The following is a 20,485-nucleotide window of genomic DNA, read 5'->3' as shown; positions in this document are numbered from 1 at the left end:
TCAGCCCTCGCGCACCGAGACGTCGAGCGTAACGGGGCGGAGCTGCGTCTCGAAGCTGATCTGCTCCGGCACCGGGTCGCTGCGCAGCACCGCCTCGACGCGGAGGCGGAGCGTGCGGTCGAGCGGCTCCGCCCGCTCGCGCGGCGACTTGGCGAGGGTCACCCGAACATTGGTCAGGCGCGGCTCGAAGCGGCGGATGGCGGCCTCGACCTCGGTGGCCAGGGCCTCGCGCCGTTCATCCTCGGTGAAGCTGCCGGCGGTCGGGTCCGGCACGCCATAGCCGAGGGGCGAGGCGGGCAGGGCGGCGAGCTCGGCAGGCAGCGGGACGCGGCGGCGGCGGGCATTCAGCAGCGCCTCCATGTCGCGCCGCACCGCCTGGCGCAGCAGCTCCACCGCATAGGCCTGGGTGACCGGTGGGTCGACCGGCGCCGCCGGATCGGCATCCAGCAGCCGGTCCAGCAGCGGCAGCCGAATGCGCCAGCCGCGCGTCGCATCGCTCATGCGAAGGTCAGCGTGCCTGCATCGGCGAGCGGCAGGGCGTCCTCGCCGGCGAGGAAGACGCGCTGGCCGAGGCCGCGTACCGGGCCGGCGCCGGCATCGGGCCAATCCGTCTCGCGGCCGAGCTTGAGCGCGGTAGGCGTCACGGGATCGGTCCAGAGATAGATGGCGGGGACGAAGACGAGGCCTTCGGTGCCGTCCTTCAAGGTGAGGTTGGTGCGGCGCCAGAAGAGGTCGCGCGGGCGACGGGGTGCCTCGAAGACCAGGCTCTGCAGCCGCTCGATCGGCACCCACATGTATTCGCCGCCGGCCGTCAGCACCTCGAGATGCGGGCTGAACAGGTCGTCGGCGTCGCGGAAGTCGTCGAAGGGCGTGACCTTGCCATCCGGCGCCTCGGCCTCGCCGGGGGCGCGGGGGCGGAGTTCCTCTGCCTCCACTGCCGCGGCGGCCGCGCCGGCGGCATCACCGAGGCGGAGCAGGGTGACGGCGCGCATCGCTGCCGTCTGCGCCGGTGTCGCCTCGTCGCCCTGGAATTTCGGCACGCGGCCCTCGCCGAAGACCTGGCGGCGGACCACCTCGGCGCGCAGCAGGCGGCGGAATTCGAGGACGGCGGGGGAGGGCTCGTCCTCCACCACGCTGTCGAGCGTGCGGTCGGCGCGCTCCACATCGCCGGAGAAGAGCAGCATCTCCGTCAGCAGCCAGCGCGCGCCGGCATCGCGCGGGGCGGCCTTCACCCCGGCGGTGGCGGCGGCGATGGCGGCGGGCAGGTCGCCCTTCTGGAAAGCGTCACCGATCGTGGTCATGCTGCGGCCCTCGGCGCGGAAAGGTCGGTGACCAGCCGGAAGGCAGCGCCCACCTCATCCAGCTGGAAATGCGGTTGCATCTGGATCGTGCAGCCGAAGACGCCGGGTTGGCCCGGCTTCTCGCGCACCTCGACCTTGGAGGCGCGGAGCGGCTGGCGGGCGCCACTCTCCCCGGCGGCGCCGCTGGTCGTGCTGGTGAATTGCATCAGCCAGGTCTGCAGCCGCCGCTCGATCTCCTGCGGTGTCTTGAAGCTGCCGACCATGTCGCGACCCATCATCTTCACGCAATGGGCGAAGCGGCTGACGCAAAGTACGGCGTTGAACTGCGCTGAAAGGCGCTGGTTGGCATTGGCCGCCTCGCCGGTCATCCGCGGCGGGCGGTGCAGGCTGGGGGCGGCGGCGAAGGCGGCCTCCGGCAGGCCCTCGAGGCCGATCAGCGGCATCAGCCCGGCCTCCACCACCTGGCGCTCCTGGTCGTCGGTGAGCGCCAGCTCGATCGGCGGGCGAGGCGGTGGACCGGGCGGGTCGGAGCGGAGGCGTTCCACCGGGAGGCCGTCGACGACGCCGCCCATGGGTGCGGCATGGACGGTGGCGCCGCGGATATCGGCCGGCCAGCCATGGCTGGCGAAGGCGCGCATGGCGACGGCGGCGAGCGGGTAGACCGGACTCATCCAGGCGCGGGCGCCGGGCTGGCCGGCATCCGTCCGGTAGCGGAAGCGGTCGGCTCGGGCACCGTTATCCGGCCAGGGCGGGCGGGCGAGGACGCGCGGCAGCAGCACGGAGAGGAAGCGGGTGTCCTCCCGCTCCTGCAGGCTGCGCCAGCGGCGGCGCTCCGGCCCACGCATCGGCTCGGTCGGGTCGATGGCGGGGCCGAGCTCCTGCCACTGGTCGAGGCCGAACAGCGAGGGATGGGCGGCGACGACCGTCGGCGCGAAGGCGGCGGCGGCGACGGCGGCCAGGGCGTCGAGGCCGGAGACGTCGTCGGTGTTGCTGCCGGGGCCGGGGAAGGGGCGCAGCTCCCAGTCGCCGCAGAGCAGGCCGTAGGGCTCGCCGCCAGGGGTGCCGAACTCTTCTTCATAAACCTTCTTGAAGAGTTGGCTCTGGTCGAATTCGATGGCGCGCTCGAAGTCGCGGCAGAGCTCCGACCAGCGGAGGGTCAGAAGCTTCGCCTTGCAGCTCCGCCCCGGCGGCAGCCGGTTGACCAGCCAATGGAGGCCACGCCAGGACCCCTCCAGCCGGCGCAGGCGTTCCTGCCGCAGCACGGCATCAAGCTGTTCCGAGATCAGCCGGTCGATGGTGGCGATGTCGCGGTCGACGGCTTCCTCCAGCCGCGCCATGGCCTCGGCCCGGCCTCGCCGGCTGTTGTCATGCGCAAGGATGGCGGCGAGGCTGTCGGCGCCGAACCAGAGATGCAGGGCGCTGGCCGAGCCCTCGACCAGGAAGCTGGCGATGCCATCGGCCGCGGCGGCGCCGGATCGGCCGAGGAAGGCGCCGGCGAGGGCGGCCGCGCGCAAGGGCGGCGGAGCCGAAGCCCCGGCACCAGCATCGGCCGTCGCCGCGGCCGGCGATCCATCCATGCTGCGGAGCTCCCTCTCCCGACACATAGGCGTTGGCCCGGCCGGAGCCGGGCCAGATCAGGTCAGGCCTGTATGGTCATGCCTTCTGGGGAATGCGGGCGACCATCCGCATGGAGGTCGTCAGCTCCTCCATCTGCAGCCAGGGCTGCAGATAGGCGACGGCGTTGTAGGAGCCGGGACGGCCCGGAATCTCCTTCACCTCGACCTTGGCCTCGCGCAGCGGATAGCGCGCCTTGGTCTCGGCACCCGCGCTCGGGTTGCCGTTGACGTAGTTGAGAATCCAGCGGTTCAGCCACTGCTCGCAGTCCGAGGACTCCATAAAGGAGCCGATCTTGTCGCGCGCCATGACCTTGAGGAAATGGGCGAAGCGGCTGGTCGCCATCAGGTAGGGCAGGCGGGCCGAGATGGCGGCGTTGGAGGTCGCCTCCGGCCGGTCGTACTTCTTCGGCTTCTGGGTGGACTGGGCGCCGAAGAAGACCGCGTAGTCGGTGTTGCGGTAGTGCAAGAGCGGCAGGAAGCCGAGCGAGGACAGCTCCGCCTCGCGCCGGTCGGTGATGCCGATTTCGGTCGGGCACTTGGCGTCCATGTCGCCGTCGTCCGAGGTGAAGACGTGGGTCGGCAGGTTCTGCACCTTGCCGCCGCCCTCGGCGCCGCGGATGGCGACGCAGAAGCTGGTCTGGGCGAAGCTGTCGGTGAGGCGCTGGGCCATCACATAGGCCGCGTTCATCCAGCAATAGTCGTTGTGGTCCATCGCCTTGGCGCGGCCGGCTTCGTCGAAGGGCGCCTCCTCATAGCCGAATTCCTCGACCGGGACGGTGCCCGCGCCATAGGGCAGGCGCGCGATGACGCGCGGCATGACGAGGGTGACGAAGCGGCTGTCCTCGGTGTCGCGGTAAGAACGCCACTTGGCGTATTCCGCCGTCTCGAAAATCTTGGAGAGGTCGCGCGGCTTCGACAGCTCGCGCCAGTCGGAGAAGCCGAACATGCCGGCGCCGACGCCCGAGATGAAGGGCGCGAAGGCGCTGGCCGCGACGTTGGAGGCGAGGCGCAGCGTCTCGATGTCGTCCGGGTGGTTGGTCCACTCGTAGTCGCCGACGAGCGCGCCATAGGGCTCGCCGCCCGGCGTGCCGAACTCGTTCTCGTAGATCTTCTTGAACATCTGGCTCTGGTCGAACTCAACTGCGCGCTGCAGGTCGCGCGACAGCTCGCGCTTGCTGCACTGAAGCATGCGCAGCTTGAGCGAGGTGCTCGTCTCGCTGTTCATGACCAGGTAGTGCAGCCCGCGCCACGAGCCTTCGAGCTTCAGGAAGCGCTCGTTGTGCATCACCGCGTTGAGCTGGGTGCTGATCTTGGCATCCAGCGCGGCGATGGCGCGGTCGAAAGTCTGGGTGAGATTGCGGCTGTAGGTGACGGTGCCCTTCAGCGCCTCCTCGGTCAGCGCCTTGATGAGGTCCTGGGCGCGGTCGCGCTCGGTCTGCTTGGTGGCGCCGAGGACCTGGTCGAGCAGGCCGAGCCCGGCCTCCTCCGTGGTCGTCGTGGCGGCGGCGGCCGAGGATTGTGTTTCGCTCATGGATCAGCCCCCCTGCTTGTCGAGGCCGAGCTGGGACGACAGCGCCGCCAGCTTGTCCTTGTCCTGAAGAACCTCCTCGAGCAGCCCTTCGAGCTCGTCCGAGCGGTCCACCTTGCTCATCAGGTCGCGCAGCTTGGCGCGGGTATCCATCAGCGCCTTCAGCGCCGGCACCTGCTCGGCCACCTTCGCCGGCTCGAAATCCTCGATCGAGCGGAATTTCAGGTTGACCGCCATCTGGCTGCCATCGCCGGCCAGGGTGTTGTCGACCTTGATGTTCAGGCCGGGCTGGATGCGGGCCATGACATCGTTGAAATTGTCCCGGTCGATCTGGACGAATTTCCGCTCGGCCAGCGGCTTCAGCGGCTCGGTGGGGTCGCCCGCGAAATCGCCCATGACGCCGACGACGAATGGCAGCTCGCGCTCGACGGCGGCGCCCTCGGTCTCGACCTCATAGGTGATGTGGACACGTGGTTTGCGGACCCGAGCCAGCTTCTGGTGAACGCTACCGCTCATCCTACTTTCTCCCAATTCGCACCGGCAACGGTTCTGGCGTAGGGCCAACACGATACGCGGCGCGGACAATTGCCGTCAATCAAACCCTTGCTGATCGGTTGATCAGCCGGTCACTCGTTCTCGCCCATGGCGGTACGGATACCGAGCATGGTGAGCATCGCTTGGCGTGCGCCGCTGTCCGGCAGAACCTCGGCCAGCAGCTCCGGCAGCGGCAGGCGGGCGCGGCGGACGGCATCGGCGAGGGTATATGCGAGCGGCGAATGCGGCTCCGTCTTGCGGAAGAACTCCGCGAGCTCCTCGAGCTGGCGGATCGCATCCTCCCGGGTCCGCAGCGCGCGGGGTGCCGCTGCCATCACGCCGCCCATCGCCGGCCCCTGCTCCGCCACCGCCGTCACCTCCTCCACTGCCGCCACCGTGTTGGCATTCTCCGGTGTTTCCTCGGCAACGGGGCCGACCAGCCGCGTCGCCATCGCCAGGATCTGCTCCAGCGCCTCGGTAACGCGCCGGGTATTCGGCGCGATGTCGCCGAAGCGGGCGTCCATCTGCGTGCCGAGCGCGGCCCAGGCGCGCTGCGCCGCCACCGCCTGCTGCGCGGTGCGGCGGAGCGTCGCGGCATCGATGCGGGCCTCGGTCTCGAGCGCCTTCAGCTCGGGCACGCCGGCCTCGTAGCGGGCCTGGCGGCGGCGGCGATTCTCACCCTCGTCGGGGATCGCGGCCGTGTCTTCGGCGACCTTCCAGAGATAAAGGCTGACGCCACGCCCGTCGGGGCGGCGGAAGAGCGGAATGCGGCGCAGCGGCTGCATCAGCGTGCCGTCGGCCCCCTCGCCGGAGAGGCCGCTCAGCGGGGCGGCGCGGACATCCATCCCGTCCTCGTCGGGCTGGGGGAAGCCAGGCTCCCAGTAGCGCTCCAGCAAGCCGGTCAGCAGCTCCGAGCCGGCGATGAGGCCGGGCAGGCCGTCGAGCCGGACCAGCGACTCCAGCAGCCAGGCGGCGACCTCGAAATCCTTGCTGCGGCTGCCGATGCAGTCGAGGCCGAGGCGCTTCACCTCGCGCCAGCCCTGCGGCACGGCGGGCTCGGCTTCCTCCGAGGTTTCGAGCGCGCGCTCCTCGGCCCTGGCCTCGGCCCGCGCGTCGCGCAGCTTCTGGTAGGGCGAGGCGGGCGAGTAGTCACTGCGCAAATCGGTGCCGGCGCCATCGGCTCCGTCGAGGGGAGCGAGCAACGTCTCAATATCGAACAAGCTACCCGACATGCAGGATCGACTCTTGCTGGTGAAATAAAGGCCCGCGGGCCCGCAACCGATACGCTATCATGCTGGACAGCGCTTACCCAAATTGTTTACGGTCCCGACCATTCGAAGCAACGGCCGAAGTAGTTGGCGGGAGATTAACAGGCCATGGTGCCGATCGACCTGAAATCCCTCGTCGGCCGGCTCAGCGCCCTCGGCCGGCGGCAGCTCGAGGCAGCGGCCGGGCTGACCTTGTCGCGCTCCCACTACAATGTCGAGATCGAGCACCTGCTGCTGAAGCTGGTCGAGACCCAGGGCACCGACATCAACGTCCTGCTGCGCAAGCAGGGTATCGACAGCGGCCGAGTAATCGCCGAGCTGACCCGTGCGCTCGACAAACTGCGCACGGGCAATGCGCGGGCGCCCTCGCTCTCGCCGGACATCGTCACCTGGTTGCGGGAAGCTTGGATGCTGGCCTCGCTGGAGGGCGGGACCGGGCGCATCCGCTCCGGCCATATGCTGGCGGCGCTGCTGTCGGACGAGGTGCTCCAACGCACGGTGAAGGACAGCGCGCCGAGCCTGCTCTCCGTGCCGGCCGATGCGCTGCGGCGCGGCGGGCTCGACACGCTTTGCGAAGGCAGCGAGGAGGCCGGGGAAGCCGGCGCGCCGCTGCCGGGCGAGGCGCCGGCGGCCATGGGTGGTGCACCGGGCGAGGCGCCCCGCGGCGGTGGGCCGCTGGAGCAGTTCTGCACCGACCTTACGGCGCAGGCGAAGGCGGGGAAGATCGACCCGATCCTCGGCCGTGATGGCGAGATCCGCCAGGTCATCGACATCCTGACGCGGCGCCGGCAGAACAACCCGATCCTCACCGGCGAGCCGGGCGTCGGCAAGACCGCGGTCGCGGAGGGCCTCGCGCTGCGCATAGCCGCCGGCGACGTGCCGGAGGCGCTGCGCAAGGTGAAGCTGATGTCGCTCGACCTTGGCCTGCTGCAGGCCGGTGCGGGCGTGAAGGGCGAATTCGAGAACCGGCTGAAGGGCGTCATCGACGCGGTGAAGGCTTCGCCGGTGCCGGTCGTCATGTTCATCGACGAGGCGCATACGCTGATCGGCGCCGGTGGCGCGCAGGGTCAGAATGACGCCGCCAACCTGTTGAAGCCGGCGCTGGCGCGTGGCGAGCTGCGCTGCCTCGCGGCCACGACCTGGGCCGAGTACAAGAAGTACTTCGAGAAGGATGCGGCGCTGACGCGGCGCTTCCAGGTGGTGCAGGTGGGCGAGCCCGCCGTGCCGCTCGCCCAGGCCATGTTGCGCGGGCTGGTGCCGGTGCTGGAGAAGCACCACGGCGTCCGCATCCTCGATGAGGCGGTGGAGCAGGCCTGCGTGCTCTCGGCCCGATATATTCCGGCGCGCCAACTGCCGGACAAGGGCGTCTCGCTCCTCGATACCGCTTGCGCCCGCGTCGCCATGAGCCAGGCGGCGGAGCCGGCGCCGATCGAGGACCGGCGGCGGCGTCTCGACCTCATCGCCACCGAGCTCGGCGCCATCGCGCGCGAGGAGGCGGCGGGTCAGGACCATGCGGCGCGGCGCGGCGCGCTGGAGGAGGAGCGGGGGGCGGTCGGCGCCGCGCTCGCTTCGCTTGAGGCGCGCTACAAGGAGGAGAAGGAGCTCGTCGCCCGCATCCGCGAATCGCGCGAGGCGATCGAGGCGGCGATGGCGGCCGGGACCGAGGCGGCTGAGGCCAAGGCGGCGCTCGCCAGCGCTACCGAGGCGCTGCATGCGCTTCAGGGCGAGGAGCCGCTGGTGCATCCGGTGGTCGATGGCCAAGCCGTCGCCGAGGTGGTTGCTACCTGGACCGGCATCCCGGTCGGGCGAATGGTCTCGGACGAGATCAAGACCATCCTGAACCTGAAGGACAAACTGGAGGAGCGCGTTGTCGGCCAGCCGCATGCGCTGGCGGCCATCGCGCAGGCGATTCAGACAAATCGCGCCGGGCTGACCGATCCGCGCAAGCCGATCGGCGTCTTCATGATGGTCGGCACCTCAGGCGTCGGCAAGACGGAGACGGCGCTGGCCGTCGCCGACCTGCTCTATGGCGGCGAGCAGAACCTGACGACGATCAACATGAGCGAGTTCAAGGAGGAGCATAAGGTCTCGCTCCTGATGGGCTCGCCGCCGGGCTATGTGGGCTACGGCGAGGGCGGCGTGCTGACCGAGGCGGTGCGGCGGCGGCCCTACAGCGTCGTGCTGCTGGACGAGATGGAGAAGGCCCATCCCGGCGTGCAGGACGTGTTCTACCAGGTCTTCGACAAGGGCAACATGAAGGACGGGGAGGGGCGGGACATCGACTTCCGCAACACCGTCATCATCATGACCTCGAATGCCGGGACGGACACCATTGCCAAGCTCTGCGCCGACCCGGACCTGATGCCGGAGCCGGAAGCGCTGACCGAGGCGCTCAGGCCCGACCTGCTGAAGGTGTTCAAGCCGGCCTTCCTCGGCCGCTGCAACATCGTCACCTACTACCCGCTGGCCGACGACATCATGAAGCTGATCGTCGGGTTGCAGCTGAAGCGGATCGGGCGGCGAGTGAAGTCGGCCTACGGGGTCGAGTTCGAGGTGGATGAGAGCGTGCCGGAGGCCATCGTCGCCCGCTGCAAAGAGGTTGAAAGCGGCGCACGAAATATTGAAAATATCCTCAACCGTACGATGCTACCCGAGTTGTCATCTCGAATTCTTTCGCGATTGGCGGAAGGCGGCGAGGTCGGCCGGGTGAAGGTCGCGATGGGCGAGGGGGGTACGTTCCAGTATGATATCGGCAAGGCGACGGCAGCGGGCCGTCACCGGGAGCCGGGCAGGCAGAAAGGGATAAAGTAATGGCGATTCTCGTGAAGTACGGCGATATCAAGGGCGAGTCGAAGGTCGAAGGCTTCTCCGACTTCTTCGAGGTCGGCAGCTTCCAGTTCGGCGTCGGCCGCGCCATCGCCTCGGCCCGCGGCACCTCGACCCGTGAAGGCTCCGTGGTGTCCGTCAGCGAGATCACGATCACCAAGCAGAGCGACAACACCAGCATCAAGCTGTTCGAGGAAGCGCTGCACGGCAAGCTCGACAAGAAGGTCGAGATCCGCTTCGTCCGCACCGGCGGCGCGAAGCCGACCGCCTACTTCACCGTCGATCTCGAGGGCTGCGGCGTTTCCGGCTTCTCGATGAGCTCCGGTGGCGACCGGCCGAACGAATCGCTCAGCCTGAACTTCGACAAGGTGAAGCTCGGCTACAACCCGGTCGGCGACGACCTCACCGGCTCGCCGGTCTACTACACCTGGGACCTGTCCAAGGGCACCGGGTCGTAAGACAGCGCTGCTCCCGTCCGGGAAAGGGGATGCGGCGGCCTGCCGTCGCATCCCTGCCGCCCGGGCCTCGTTCCCGTCCTCCTGAATATTGTGCCGAGGCAGCCTCATGGCTATTTTCATGAAGTATGAGGGTGTCGAAGGCGAGCACAGCCTGAACGGCGAAAGCGGCTATATCGAGTTGGCCTCGGTGAGTTGGTCGATGTCGCGCAGCGGCTCCGCGGTCCATTCCGGCGCGCGGGCGCGGGTCGAGCCTTCGGTAAGCGAGGTCAACTGCTCCAAGCTGAGCGACAAGAGTTCCATCGGCCTGTTGACCGAGGGTTTCACCGGCAAGTTCGACCGCAAGGTTACCATCAGCTTCGTCCGGCAGGGCCAGGCGATGCTGCTCCCCTACATGGTCTATACGCTGACCGACGTCGGGATCCTGTCCTTCGCACATGCCGGCAGTTCGGACGGGATGCCGTTGGACAGCTTCTCGCTCAACTTCAGCTCGATCGATATTCAGCACACTTCCTATACCGACGACTTCACGGGCGTTTCCGCCAACATCCTCTACAACGTTCCCCAGGGGCAGTAGGCCGGCGAGGTGCGGCCCCCGGCCTGGACAGGGCTGCCGATCCATGTATACATCCGTGTACAATGATCGGAGGTCGCCATGGCTGAGGAATTCGACGTCATCGTGGTCGGCGGCGGCAATGCCGCCTTCTGTGCCGCGCTCTCCGCCCAGGAGCAGGGTGCCCGCGTCGTCATGCTGGAGCGGGCGCCGGAGGATGAGGCGGGGGGCAATACCCGCTTCACCGCGGGCGCCATCCGCTTCGCCTATCGTGGCGTCGAGGACCTGCGGGTGATCATGCCCGACCTGACTGATGCCGAATGCGCCCAGACGGATTTCGGCACCTATACCGAGGACCAGTTCTTCGACGACATGTTCCGCGTGACACGGAACCGCACGGACCCGGAGCTCTGCGACATCCTGGTGCGGCGCAGCTTCGAGACGATGAAGTGGCTGCGCGGCAAGGGCGTGAAATTTGCACCCATCTGGGGGCGGCAGGCCTTCAAGGTGGATGGCAAGTTCAAGTTCTGGGGCGGGTTGACGGTGGAAGCTTGGGGCGGTGGCCCCGGCCTCGTCGCCGCGGAGACGGAGGCGGCGCGGAAGCGCGGTATCGACATCCGCTACGCGACACGGGCGCAGCGAATCCTCTATGACGGCTTCAAGGTCGAGGGGGTGCGGGTGAAGTCCCCGGGCCGCATCTACGACATCAAGGCGCCTTCGGTAATTCTCGCGGCCGGCGGCTTCCAGGGCGATGCGGAGATGCGGACGCGCTATCTCGGGCCAGGCTGGGAACTCGCCAAGGTGCGGGGCACACGCTTCAACACGGGTGACGGCATCAAGATGGCGCTCGAGATCGGCGCCTCGCCCTTCGGCAACTACTCCGGCTGCCATGCGGTGCAGTGGGATTTCAATGCGCCGGAGTATGGCGACCTTGCGGTGGGCGACGCCTTCCAGAAGCACAGCTATCCGTGGAGCGTACTCATCAACGCCAATGGCCGCCGCTTCCTCGACGAGGGCGCCGATTTCCGCAACTACACCTACGCCAAGTATGGCCGCGTAGTGCTGGAGCAGCCGGGCAATTTCGCCTGGCAGGTCTTCGATCAGAAGGTCCTGCATGTGCTGCGCGACGAGTACCGCATCAAGCAGGTGACGAAGGTGAAGGCCGACACGCTGGAGGAGCTGGCGGCGAAGCTGGAGGGCGTGGACGGCCGTGCCTTCCTTGATGAGATCCGTGCCTACAACGCGGCCGTGCGGCGCGACATCCCCTTCAACCCGAACGTCAAGGACGGGCGCCGTACCGAGGGGCTGGCAGTCAACAAGTCCAACTGGGCGAATACCATCGAGGACGGGCCCTTCGAGGCCTATCAGGTAGGGTGCGGCATCACCTTCACCTTCGGCGGCCTCAGGATCGACAACCAGGCGCGGGTGCTGGATGCGGACCAGCAGCCGATCACCGGGCTCTACGCGGCCGGGGAGCTGGTGGGCGGCGTGTTCTACTTCAACTACCCGGGCGGCTCGGGCCTCATCAACGGCGCGGTCTTCGGCAAGCTTGCCGGTGCCACGGCGGCGGCCGATTTGAGGGTCAATGCCGGCGGGCTGGCGGCGCCTATTCCAGCCTGACATTCGCGCGGCGGATGACGGGCGCCCAGCGCTCGTATTCCGCGGCGACGAAACGGTCGGTCTCGGCCGGGTCCATCCAGATCGGCTCGCTCGCCATCTCGGTCAGGCGGGCGCGGATGGCGGGCATGGCGAGGGTTTCCTGGAGTGCCGAGGCTAGGGCCTCGATCGCTGATCGTGCTGTGCCGCGCGGGGCGAAGAGGCCGGTCCAGGAGCGGACGGCATAATCCGGCACGCCGCCCTCCTGCATGGTGGGGATGTCCGGCCGGCTGGCGACGCGCCGGTCCGTGCAGACGGCGAGCAGCGTTACCCGCCCAGCATCGGCAGGCCCCACCACGGTCGGCAGGTTGAGGAAGACGATCGGCACCGTGCCGGCGACAAGGTCGGTGATCGCCTGGCCGCCGCCACGATAGGGCACATGCGTCAGGTCGAGGCCCGTCCGCAGCCGGAACAGCTCACCCGCCAGATGGTTCGAGGAGCCGACGCCGGAGGAGCCGAAGCTCATGCCGCGCGGATCGGCCTTCGCCTTGGCGATGAGGTCCGGCACCGTGCGGATGCCCAAGGCCTTCGTCGCGGCGAGGACATTCGGCACATCGACCAGCATGGCGATGCCCTCGAGCGCCTCCCGGACGTCATAGCCAAGATCCTGGGCGATGAGCGGGTGGAAGACATGGTTGGAGGCCGACGAGACGAGCAGCGTCAGCCCGTCCGGCCGGGCCCGTGCCACCAGCCCCATTCCGATGCTGCCGCCGCCGCCCGGACGGTTCTCGATGATGAAGGGCTGGCCGAAGCGGGCTTCGAGATGCGGGGCGAGCAGCCGAGCCACGACATCGTTCGACCCGCCAGGCGCCCAAGGGACGATCAAGGTGACCGGCTTACCTGGCCAGGCGCCTTGCGCCGCGGCGGGATGGGCGAGCAGAAGGGCCGGCGCAGCGAGGGTGCGGCGGCGAGTCAGGGCTTGCGGCATTGCTTCCTCCCAGGTCTTTGCCGAACCATGCCCCGGCGCGGAGGGTGAGGCGAGCCTGTCGCGGTAGACGACAACTCGGACCAATTCCGATCCCGTTTTGCGTTTTATGCTGCCCTCGGCCGGCCGGCCGGGTACAAACCGCGCAGGCGTTAGGGCAGGGGTGCATGCGCGCGACGGTTTGGGTGGCGATCGGGATGGGGCTGCTGGTTGGCTGCTCGGGGCAGCGCTCCTCCGGGGTGACGCCGCTGGCGGATGGCACCTATCGCCTCATCGTGGCGAGCCGGAATCTCGGGGGTGCAACGCAGCAGGCGCTGAGCGAGGCCTCGGCCTTCTGTGGCAGCCGGGGAGGTCAGGCGCAGATGCTACGGCGGCAGATCAACCCTGCGGATTATGATCTGGTCTTCCGTTGTGCCGATGCGGCGGCGCCTCTGCGCGGTGGGGCGGCGCCCATCCTGCTCGGGAGCGCCGCGCCTGTGGCTGCGCCGGCGGCGATGCAGCGGGGCGTGCTGCCGGGAGAACCGCCGAGGCTGGCCGCCTTGCAGGGCGGGGCGGTACCGATCCAGGCCAGTTCGCGCCTCCCGCCGATGCCGGAGCTGCCACCACTACAGCCGGCCTCTGCGCCGTATCAGGGGCCGGTTTCAGGGCCGCTGCCCACGCAGCTGAGTGCCGCGCCGGCATTCTCCGCCGTGCCGCCGCGCGCGCCGATGTCGCGGGCTTATGAAAGCCTGCCGCCGGTGACGGGCATGCCCGGTGGGCCGCCGGAGCGGGCGCTGACGCCGCTGCCACCGATCGCCGAGCCGATGCCCGCCGGCCTGCCGCCGCGACAGGGTGCCGCAAGTTCAATGCCACCTTCCGCCTTCTGGGACGTACGGCGGAACTAGCTCAGCCGCGGAACAGGCTGACGAGGGACTGCGGCGCCTGGTTGGCGATGCCGAGCGCCTGGGTGCCGAGCTGCTGGCGGATCTGCAACGCCTGGAGCCGGGCGCTCTCCTTCGCCATATCGGTGTCGATCAGCGCGCCGAGGCCACTCTGCTGCGCATCGAGGATCGACTTGTTGTAGTTGATCTGGCTGTCGATGTAGTTCGAGTAGCTGCCGAAATTGTTCAGCTGGCTCAGCGTTGCGGTGATCGCCTTGCCGATCGCGCCTGTCTTGGTGAGCGCGTTGGAAGCGTCCGGCTTCGTCCAGGTGCTGGCGGTGGAGACGCTGTTGAGGACGTCGGTGATCGCCTTGAAGCCGCTGAAGGTGTAGTAGGTGCCCGTCCCGTTGGTCACGACCTGGACGGCGAGGTTGGCCGGGTCGTCGAGGACGTTGAGGCCGTTGTAGCTGGCGTCCTTGATGAATGACTTGACGTTGTTGGTCAGCTCGCCGGCCTGGGCCTGGTACTGGCTGCGCTGCTCATCGGTGATGGTGCCGTCCGCCAGCTTCACGGCCACGGCCTGGAGCTTGGTAAGGGCGGAGGAGACATTCTCCAGGGCGGCGTTCGAGACATCGAGCAGGCCTTTCACGCCGCCCAACTGCTCATTGGCCGAGGTGGTGGCGGCAACGGCGCCGCGGATGCGCTCGGCGACCGCGTAGGCCGCGCCGTCATCCTTCGCATCGGCGACGCGGAAGCCGGTCGAGATGCGCTTCTGCGTCGCCGCCAGGTCATCCCCTGTCCGATTGAGCGACTGCAGCGCCACCATGGCGCCGACATTGGTGTTCACGGAATTCAGCGGCATCGGGCTTTTCCCTTGGCTGGCGACCGCGATCCTCGGGCCGGTTGAGGGAATGGTGCCCGTTCCGGGTAAAGAACCGATGAAAGCGATATGTGGAAAATCATCTCCCACGCAAAAAGCCGAGCCCGCTTGATCCGGCCGACCGGAATGGGGGATACGGGCGTTTGGCGCCCACCCGCGCTAGAGGGAACAGCATCGCCATGTCCGCCCCCGATCCGGTCGTCACCATCGGCCAGGTTCGCCTCGGCAACCATCTGCCGCTCGCCGTCATCGCCGGCCCATGCCAGCTCGAAAGCCGGGCGCATGGGCTTGAAGTCGCCTCGGCGCTGCGCGAGGTGGCGGCGGGGCTCGGCTTCGGGCTGATCTTCAAGGCGAGCTTCGACAAAGCGAACCGCACCAGCGCCGGCGGCGCGCGAGGGATGGGCATGGCGCAGTCGCTGCCCGTCTTCGCCGAAATCCGCGAGAGCCTGCGCCTGCCGGTGCTGACCGATGTGCACGAGCCCGGGCAGTGCGCGCCGATCGCCGAGGCTGTCGATGTGCTGCAGATTCCGGCCTTCCTCTGTCGGCAGACCGACCTGCTGGTGGCGGCGGCCGCGACGGGGCGGGTCGTGAACGTCAAGAAAGGGCAGTTCCTGGCGCCCTGGGACATGAAGAACGTCATCGCCAAGGTGACGGGCGCCGGTAATCCGCGGGTGCTGGCGACAGAGCGGGGCGCCTCCTTCGGCTACAATACGCTGGTCTCCGACATGCGGGCGCTGCCGATCATGGCGGCGATGGGCGCGCCGGTGATCTTCGACGCGACGCATTCCGTGCAGCAACCGGGCGGGCAGGGAACCTCCTCGGGCGGGCAGCGGGAATTCGTCCCGGTGCTGGCGCGGGCTGCCGTGGCCGTCGGCGTCGCGGGCGTCTTCATCGAGACGCATCCCGACCCGGACCATGCACCGTCGGACGGGCCGAACATGGTGCCGCTGCGCGACTTCCCGAAGCTGATCGAGACGCTGATGGCCTTCGACGCGCTGGCCAAGCAGCAAGGCGCGGCATGAGGCCTATCGTCCTCATCCCGGCGCGGCTGGCAGCGACGCGGCTGCCGGACAAGCCGCTCGCCGATATCCATGGGTTGCCGATGATCGTCCACGTGCTGCGCCGGGCGCAGGAGGCGGATATCGGCCCCGTGGCCGTCGCCACCGACACGCCGCGCATTGCCGAGGCCGTCGAGGCGGCGGGCGGGCGGGCGGTGATGACGCGGGGCGATCACCCTTCGGGGTCGGACCGCATCCATGAGGCGCTGGGGCGGCTGGATGGCGAGGGGTGCTACGACCTGGTCATCAACGTCCAGGGCGACCTGCCGACCATCGATCCGGCGGCGATCCGCGCGGCTGCGGCGCTGATGGCGGCGGCGGAGGTGGCGCTCGGCACGCTCGTCGCCGAGATCGTGCGGGAGGAGGAGAAGGCCGCCTCTCAGGTGGTGAAGATGGTGGGGACGCCGCTCGGCGGCGGGCGGCATCGCGCGCTCTACTTCACCCGGGCGACGGCGCCCTGGGGCGAGGGGCCGCTCTACCACCATATCGGCCTCTATGCCTGGCGGCGGGAGACGTTGGCGCGCTTCGTCGCCCTGCCGCCTTCGCCGCTCGAGCGACGCGAGAAGCTGGAGCAGCTCCGCGCGCTGGAGGCGGGGATGCGGATCGACGCGCAGGAGGTGCCGGTGGTGCCGCTCGGTGTCGACACGGCGGATGATCTCGAGCGCGCCCGCGCGATGCTGGCCTCACGATGAGCGCCGTGCTCCGGCACGGCACGGATGCGGCGCGCATCCGCGAGACCATCGCCCGCACCATCGCCATCGAGCAGGAGGGGATGGCGGCGCTGGCGGCCGCGCTCGACGGGCCGCTCGGCGAGGAACTGGCGCGGGCGGTCGAGACGGTCTTCTCGGCCGAGGGGCGCGTCGTCGTCACCGGCATGGGCAAGAGCGGGCATGTCGGGCGGAAGATTGCGGCGACGCTCGCCTCCACGGGGACGCCGGCGCTGTTCCTACATCCGGCCGAGGCGAGCCATGGCGACCTCGGTATGCTGACGGCCGCGGATGTGGTGCTTGCGCTGTCCTGGTCGGGCGGGACGGTGGAGCTGCGCGACATCGTCCATTATTCCCGGCGCTTCGGCGTGCGGCTGATCGCCGTCACCGGGCGGGCGGAGAGCGCGCTCGGGCGGGCGGCCGACATCCCGTTGATCCTGCCGGCCGTGACCGAGGCCTGCCCGCATGGGCTGGCGCCGACCACCTCGACGCTGATCCAGATGGCGATCGGCGATGCGCTCGCGATGGCGCTGCTGGAGCGGCGCGGCTTCACCCCGGCGGAGTTCCATCGCTTCCATCCGGGCGGCAAGCTCGGGGCGCAGCTGCTCAGCGTCGGCGAGGTGATGAAGCGGGCGCCGGACCTGCCGATGGTGCGCGAGGATGCGTCCATGGGTGAGGCGATCATCGCCATGACGGGCCATAGCCTCGGCTGCGCCATCGTCACCGATGCGGCGGGGGACGTCGTCGGCATCATCACCGATGGCGACCTCCGCCGGCACATGCATCCCGGCATTATGGCGGAGCGGGTGGATGCGGTGATGACGCGGGCGCCGCGGCATACCGTGCCGGAGCAGATCGCCAGCGCGGCGCTCGCCGAGATGAATGCGCGGCGGATCAACGTGCTGGTGGTGCAGGAAGGACGGCGGCCGGTCGGCCTGCTGCATGTGCAGCAGCTGCTTTCGGCGGGGATTGTATAGGGCTCGATGGACGAACCCGCGCGCCCCGACCTGGATGCCTTGCTGGCGCTGGTCCGGCGGGGGTATCGGTTGGCGGAGAAGGGTTAAGCTGGGCGGCGCAAGGCCGCAGCCGCAGCGACGGCCAGCAACTCCGCCCCGACCCACCATTCCTGCCAGGCGCCGAAGCTCAGCATGGCGGTGACGGCGCCTGCGGCCAGCATCGCCAGGGCGACGGGCGAGCCGCAGGCCATCGCCAGCGCCACGGCGAGCGCCGCCGCCAGCAGCACGCCGGGCCAGCCGAGCTCCAGCCGCAATTGCAGCGCGCCGTTATGCGGATGCAGGGGCAGCAGTTCCGCGGCCGCCAGCCAGGGCGGGCTCTGCGGCCCATCAAGGCCGAAGCGCGCCAGCGCCTCCGGCGTCGGATGCTCGCGGTGGCCAGGCACGCTCCGGCTCGCCTCCATCCCCCAGCCGAGCAGCGGTTGTTCCGCGATGCGGCCGATGACGAAATCCCAGATCAGCAGTCGGTGCGCCGCCGAGGGCGGGATGTCCGCCGCCGGCAGGCCGCGCGCAAGGATCGGCCCGAGCAGCATCGGCATGGCGATGACCGCCGCCGCCAGCACCGCGCCGAGCCCCGGCCGCGCCAGCCGCGGCAGCAGCAGCGCGAGCCCGCCGATCAGCAGTCCGGCCAGCACGGCGAGCTTTGCCGCCTCGCCCGGGAGCAGGACCAGGACAACGGCGCCGGCGCCGATCACCCCGGCCCGTAGCAGCCGCGGCAGCGGCGCCGCCGCCACCAGCGGCAGCCAGAGCGCCATGGCCGAGGCGGCCGGCTTCAGCCCGAAGGCGAGTGTCGGCGGGATCTCCTTGAGGCCGCGCACGGCGGCGCGGATGGCATTGCCCGTCACCGCATCGAGGCCGGCGAGCAGGATGCCGGCCGCCAGCCCGCCCGTCGCCGTCAGCAGGAGGCGCCGGTGCGCGGCATCGTCATCCGCCGCCACCGCCCGCGCCGCGGTCGCGCCGAGCGCGATGAAGCCGCCGATCTGCAGCGAGGTGCCGAGCGCGCGCCATGGCTCGATCGCCCAGAAGGCCGTCACCGCGCCCCAGGCGAACAACCCGAGGCCGAGCCAGGCCGCCGCGCCACGCGGCCAGGGCCAGGCCCCGCGCTGCCGCCGATGCGCGAGCACGGCGAGCAGCAGCGCCGCCACCGCGATGGGGGCGAGGGCCTTCGATTGCAGCACCCCCGCCACCGGGCCGATCGCCAGGGCGATGGCAACCGGCAGCGAGGGGGACCAGTTTACGCGGATCAAACGGCGGCGATGCTCTCGCGGCGCACCTGCACCATGATCTCGTCCAGCGACTTCGCCACGCGGTTCAGCATCTCGTCCACCTCCTCCTCGGAGATGATGAGGGGCGGGGAGAAGCCGATGCTGTCATTGGTCATGGCGCGCATGATGACGCCGTTCGCCTCGCCGAGCTTGGTCAGGCGCCCACCGACCTTCTGGGCCGGGTCGAAATTCTTCTTCGTGGCCTTGTCGGCCACCAGCTCGATGGCGCCGATGAGGCCGGTGCCGCGCACCTCGCCGACCAGCGGGTGGTCCGCGAAGCGGGCGCGGAGCTGCGCCTGCATATGCGCGCCGACCTTCTTCACATGGCCGCCGATATCCATCTCGTCGTAGATCTTCAGCGTCTCGATGGCGACGGCGGCCGGAACAGGGTGGCCGGAATAGGTGAAGCCGTGGCCCCAGGTGCCGATGGAGGAGGAGCCCTCCGCGATTCCCTGGAAGACCCGCTCGCTCACCAGCACCGCCGAGATCGGCAGATAGGAAGCGGAGAGCGCCTTGGCGCAAACCAGGATGTCCGGCTGGATGTCGAGGGTCTGGCTGCCCCAGTAGTTGCCAGTGCGCCAGAAGCCGCAGATCACCTCGTCGGCGACGAAGAGCACGTCGTACTTCTTCAGCACCGCCTGGATCTTCGGGAAGTAGCCCTTGGGCGGCAGGATGACCCCGCCGGCGCCCATGATCGGCTCGGCCCAGAAGGCGGCGACCGTCTCCGGCCCCTCGGCCAGGATCTTCTGCTCCAGTTCCTCGGCGAGGCGCGTGGCGAAATCCTCCTCCGACTCGCCGGGCAGGGCGTCATGGTAGTGGTGCGGCGTCGAGACGTGGTGGAAGCCGGCGATCGGCAGGTCGAACAGCTTGTGGTTGGCCGGCAGGCCAGTGAGCGACGCGGCGGCCAGGGTGATGCCGTGATAGCCCTTCAGCCGGGCGATGATCTTCTTCTTCTCCGGTCGCCCGATGGCGTTGTTCATGTACCAGATCATCTTGATCGCGCTGTCATTCGCCTCGGAGCCCGAATTGGCGAAGAACACCTTGCTCATCGGCGAGGGCGCGCGCTCGATCAGCATCTCGCTGAGGTCGATCAGCGGCTCGTGCGACTTGGCGGTGAAGGCGTGGTAGAAGGGGAGCTTCCGCATCTGGTCGGTCGCGGCCTGCACCAGGCGCTCATTGTCGAAGCCTAGGCTCGCGCACCAGAGACCGGCGACGCTCTCGATGTATTCCTTGCCCTGCTCGTCGAAGACGCGCACGCCCTTGCCGCGGCTGATCACCAGCGGGCCGTTCTGCAGATGCGCCTTGTGATCGGTATAGGGGTGCAGCGCATAGGCGATGTCGCGGGCGGCATTGGAATTGCGAGGTGGGGTCATGGCAGCGGCCTTCCTGACGGATGGGGGAGTGTAGGCGCGGAATGGCAGAGAACCCAAGACCCGGCGGCGAGCCGGCGCTCCGCAGCGTGGTCGGCCGCATCGCGGGGTTCAACCTCGGCTATTTCGGGGTGGAATTCGCGGTGGCGCTGGCGATCGGCTCTGTTGCGCTCTTCGCCGATAGCATCGACTTCCTCGAGGATGCGGCGGTCAACCTGCTGATCCTGCTCGGGCTGGGCTGGGGTGCCGCCGCGCGGGCGCGGCTCGGCATGCTGCTGGCGCTGCTGCTGCTGGTGCCGGCCTTGGCGACGCTCTGGACCGCCTGGGACAAATTCGGCGAGCCCCTGCCGCCGGCGCCGCTGCCACTCATCCTGGCGGGTGCCGGTGCCCTGCTGGTCAATACCGGCTGCGCGTTGATGCTGGCCAAGGTGCGGCGGCAGGGTGGCAGCCTGACCCGCGCGGCCTTCCTCTCCGCCCGCAACGACGCCTTGGCGAACCTCGCGATCATCGGGGCCGGGCTCGTCACCGCCTTCCTGTGGCACTCGGCCTGGCCGGACCTCCTGGTCGGGCTCGCCATCGCGGCGGTCAATGCCGATGCGGCCTGGGAGGTCTGGGAGGCGGCGCGGGAGGAACACCAGGCCGCGAAGGCCTGAGCCGCGTTGTGGACGGA

Annotated in this window: 19 protein-coding genes; 9 read left to right on the top strand and 10 right to left on the bottom strand. The window is 69.2% G+C overall.

The annotated features are described in order from the left end of the window. The 6 genes from tssE to tssA all read right to left on the bottom strand — a co-directional run bounded on the left by tssE (nt 1) and on the right by tssA (nt 6,211). A complete protein-coding gene (tssE, locus tag EP26_RS01875; RefSeq protein WP_043335053.1) occupies nt 1–501 on the bottom strand; it encodes a type VI secretion system baseplate subunit TssE in 501 nt (166 codons plus the stop codon). Next, nucleotides 498–1,301: a type VI secretion system accessory protein TagJ gene (locus EP26_RS01870; RefSeq protein ID WP_043335051.1), complete on the bottom strand. Its 804-nt coding sequence runs from the start codon at nt 1,299–1,301 to the stop codon at nt 498–500. The genes tssE and EP26_RS01870 overlap by 4 nt, the downstream gene beginning before the upstream one ends. Then, entirely contained in the window at nt 1,298–2,878 is a 1,581-nt protein-coding gene (gene tssC, locus EP26_RS01865) for a type VI secretion system contractile sheath large subunit (RefSeq protein WP_052388685.1), read from the bottom strand. The genes EP26_RS01870 and tssC (EP26_RS01865) overlap by 4 nt, the downstream gene beginning before the upstream one ends. Nucleotides 2,879–2,954: 76 nt before the next feature. Continuing rightward, the gene (gene tssC, locus EP26_RS01860) at nt 2,955–4,448 is read right to left on the bottom strand and encodes a type VI secretion system contractile sheath large subunit (RefSeq protein ID WP_043335048.1); all 1,494 of its coding nucleotides are present in this window, start codon (nt 4,446–4,448) and stop codon (nt 2,955–2,957) included. A 3-nt stretch (nt 4,449–4,451) separates the two neighbouring features. Next, nucleotides 4,452–4,961 carry a type VI secretion system contractile sheath small subunit gene (tssB, locus tag EP26_RS01855; RefSeq protein ID WP_043335047.1) on the bottom strand — a complete coding sequence of 170 codons (510 nt, stop codon included), beginning with the start codon at nt 4,959–4,961 and terminating at the stop codon, nt 4,452–4,454. A 110-nt stretch (nt 4,962–5,071) separates the two neighbouring features. Beyond that, complete coding sequence (gene tssA / locus EP26_RS01850) at nt 5,072–6,211, bottom strand: type VI secretion system protein TssA (protein WP_043335045.1); 1,140 nt, start codon at nt 6,209–6,211, stop codon at nt 5,072–5,074. A 144-nt stretch (nt 6,212–6,355) separates the two neighbouring features. Here tssA and tssH point away from each other — a divergent pair, with 144 nt between their 5' ends. The 4 genes from tssH (at nt 6,356) to tcuA (ending at nt 11,701) form a co-directional block, all read left to right on the top strand. Further along, complete coding sequence (gene tssH, locus EP26_RS01845) at nt 6,356–9,058, top strand: type VI secretion system ATPase TssH (RefSeq protein ID WP_052388683.1); 2,703 nt, start codon at nt 6,356–6,358, stop codon at nt 9,056–9,058. Continuing rightward, nucleotides 9,058–9,531: an Hcp family type VI secretion system effector gene (locus tag EP26_RS01840; RefSeq protein ID WP_043335043.1), complete on the top strand. Its 474-nt coding sequence runs from the start codon at nt 9,058–9,060 to the stop codon at nt 9,529–9,531. The genes tssH and EP26_RS01840 overlap by 1 nt, the downstream gene beginning before the upstream one ends. 106 nt (nt 9,532–9,637) lie before the next feature. Beyond that, complete coding sequence (locus EP26_RS01835) at nt 9,638–10,105, top strand: Hcp family type VI secretion system effector (protein WP_043335041.1); 468 nt, start codon at nt 9,638–9,640, stop codon at nt 10,103–10,105. Nucleotides 10,106–10,183: 78 nt separating this feature from the next. Next, complete coding sequence (tcuA, locus tag EP26_RS01830) at nt 10,184–11,701, top strand: FAD-dependent tricarballylate dehydrogenase TcuA (RefSeq protein ID WP_043335039.1); 1,518 nt, start codon at nt 10,184–10,186, stop codon at nt 11,699–11,701. Here tcuA and EP26_RS01825 read toward each other — a convergent pair. Continuing rightward, nucleotides 11,688–12,665, bottom strand: coding sequence for a Bug family tripartite tricarboxylate transporter substrate binding protein (locus EP26_RS01825; RefSeq protein ID WP_043335037.1), 978 nt, complete (start codon nt 12,663–12,665; stop codon nt 11,688–11,690). The two genes, tcuA and EP26_RS01825, sit on opposite strands and share 14 nt — an antisense overlap. Nucleotides 12,666–12,829: 164 nt before the next feature. Between EP26_RS01825 and EP26_RS01820 the strand changes: the two genes are divergently transcribed. Then, nucleotides 12,830–13,546, top strand: a complete 717-nt coding sequence (locus EP26_RS01820; RefSeq protein ID WP_043335035.1) for a hypothetical protein — start codon at nt 12,830–12,832, stop codon at nt 13,544–13,546. A 1-nt stretch (nt 13,547) separates the two neighbouring features. Here the strand turns inward: EP26_RS01820 and EP26_RS01815 are convergent, their stop codons facing one another. Then, a complete protein-coding gene (locus tag EP26_RS01815) occupies nt 13,548–14,384 on the bottom strand; it encodes a flagellin (protein WP_043335034.1) in 837 nt (278 codons plus the stop codon). Nucleotides 14,385–14,581: 197 nt separating this feature from the next. On the opposite strand from EP26_RS01815, the gene kdsA reads away from it, so the two are divergent. Genes kdsA through EP26_RS01800 form a run of 3 tightly spaced genes read left to right on the top strand, consistent with a single transcriptional unit; the run spans nt 14,582 to nt 17,144 of the window. After that, nucleotides 14,582–15,424 (top strand): 3-deoxy-8-phosphooctulonate synthase, encoded by an 843-nt coding sequence (gene kdsA, locus EP26_RS01810; protein ID WP_043335031.1) that lies wholly within the window; start codon nt 14,582–14,584, stop codon nt 15,422–15,424. Continuing rightward, a complete protein-coding gene (locus EP26_RS01805) occupies nt 15,421–16,152 on the top strand; it encodes a 3-deoxy-manno-octulosonate cytidylyltransferase (protein ID WP_043335029.1) in 732 nt (243 codons plus the stop codon). Before kdsA ends, EP26_RS01805 begins: the two co-directional genes overlap by 4 nt. Beyond that, complete coding sequence (locus EP26_RS01800) at nt 16,149–17,144, top strand: KpsF/GutQ family sugar-phosphate isomerase (protein ID WP_052388682.1); 996 nt, start codon at nt 16,149–16,151, stop codon at nt 17,142–17,144. The genes EP26_RS01805 and EP26_RS01800 overlap by 4 nt, the downstream gene beginning before the upstream one ends. Nucleotides 17,145–17,227: 83 nt before the next feature. On the opposite strand, the gene EP26_RS01795 is transcribed toward EP26_RS01800, so the two are convergent. Beyond that, entirely contained in the window at nt 17,228–18,427 is a 1,200-nt protein-coding gene (locus EP26_RS01795) for an O-antigen ligase family protein (RefSeq protein WP_043335028.1), read from the bottom strand. Further along, on the bottom strand, nt 18,424–19,818 hold the full coding sequence (locus EP26_RS01790) for an aspartate aminotransferase family protein (protein WP_043335026.1): 1,395 nt from the start codon (nt 19,816–19,818) through the stop codon (nt 18,424–18,426). The genes EP26_RS01795 and EP26_RS01790 overlap by 4 nt, the downstream gene beginning before the upstream one ends. A 41-nt stretch (nt 19,819–19,859) precedes the next feature. Here EP26_RS01790 and EP26_RS01785 point away from each other — a divergent pair, with 41 nt between their 5' ends. Next, on the top strand, nt 19,860–20,468 hold the full coding sequence (locus tag EP26_RS01785) for a cation transporter (protein WP_043335023.1): 609 nt from the start codon (nt 19,860–19,862) through the stop codon (nt 20,466–20,468). The last annotated feature ends 17 nt before the right edge of the window (nt 20,469–20,485 follow it).

Source organism: Belnapia moabensis DSM 16746, assembly GCF_000745835.1.
In the GTDB taxonomy this organism is placed as follows: Bacteria; Pseudomonadota; Alphaproteobacteria; order Acetobacterales; family Acetobacteraceae; genus Belnapia; species Belnapia moabensis.
This window is presented reverse-complemented; position numbering and strand designations above follow the sequence as displayed.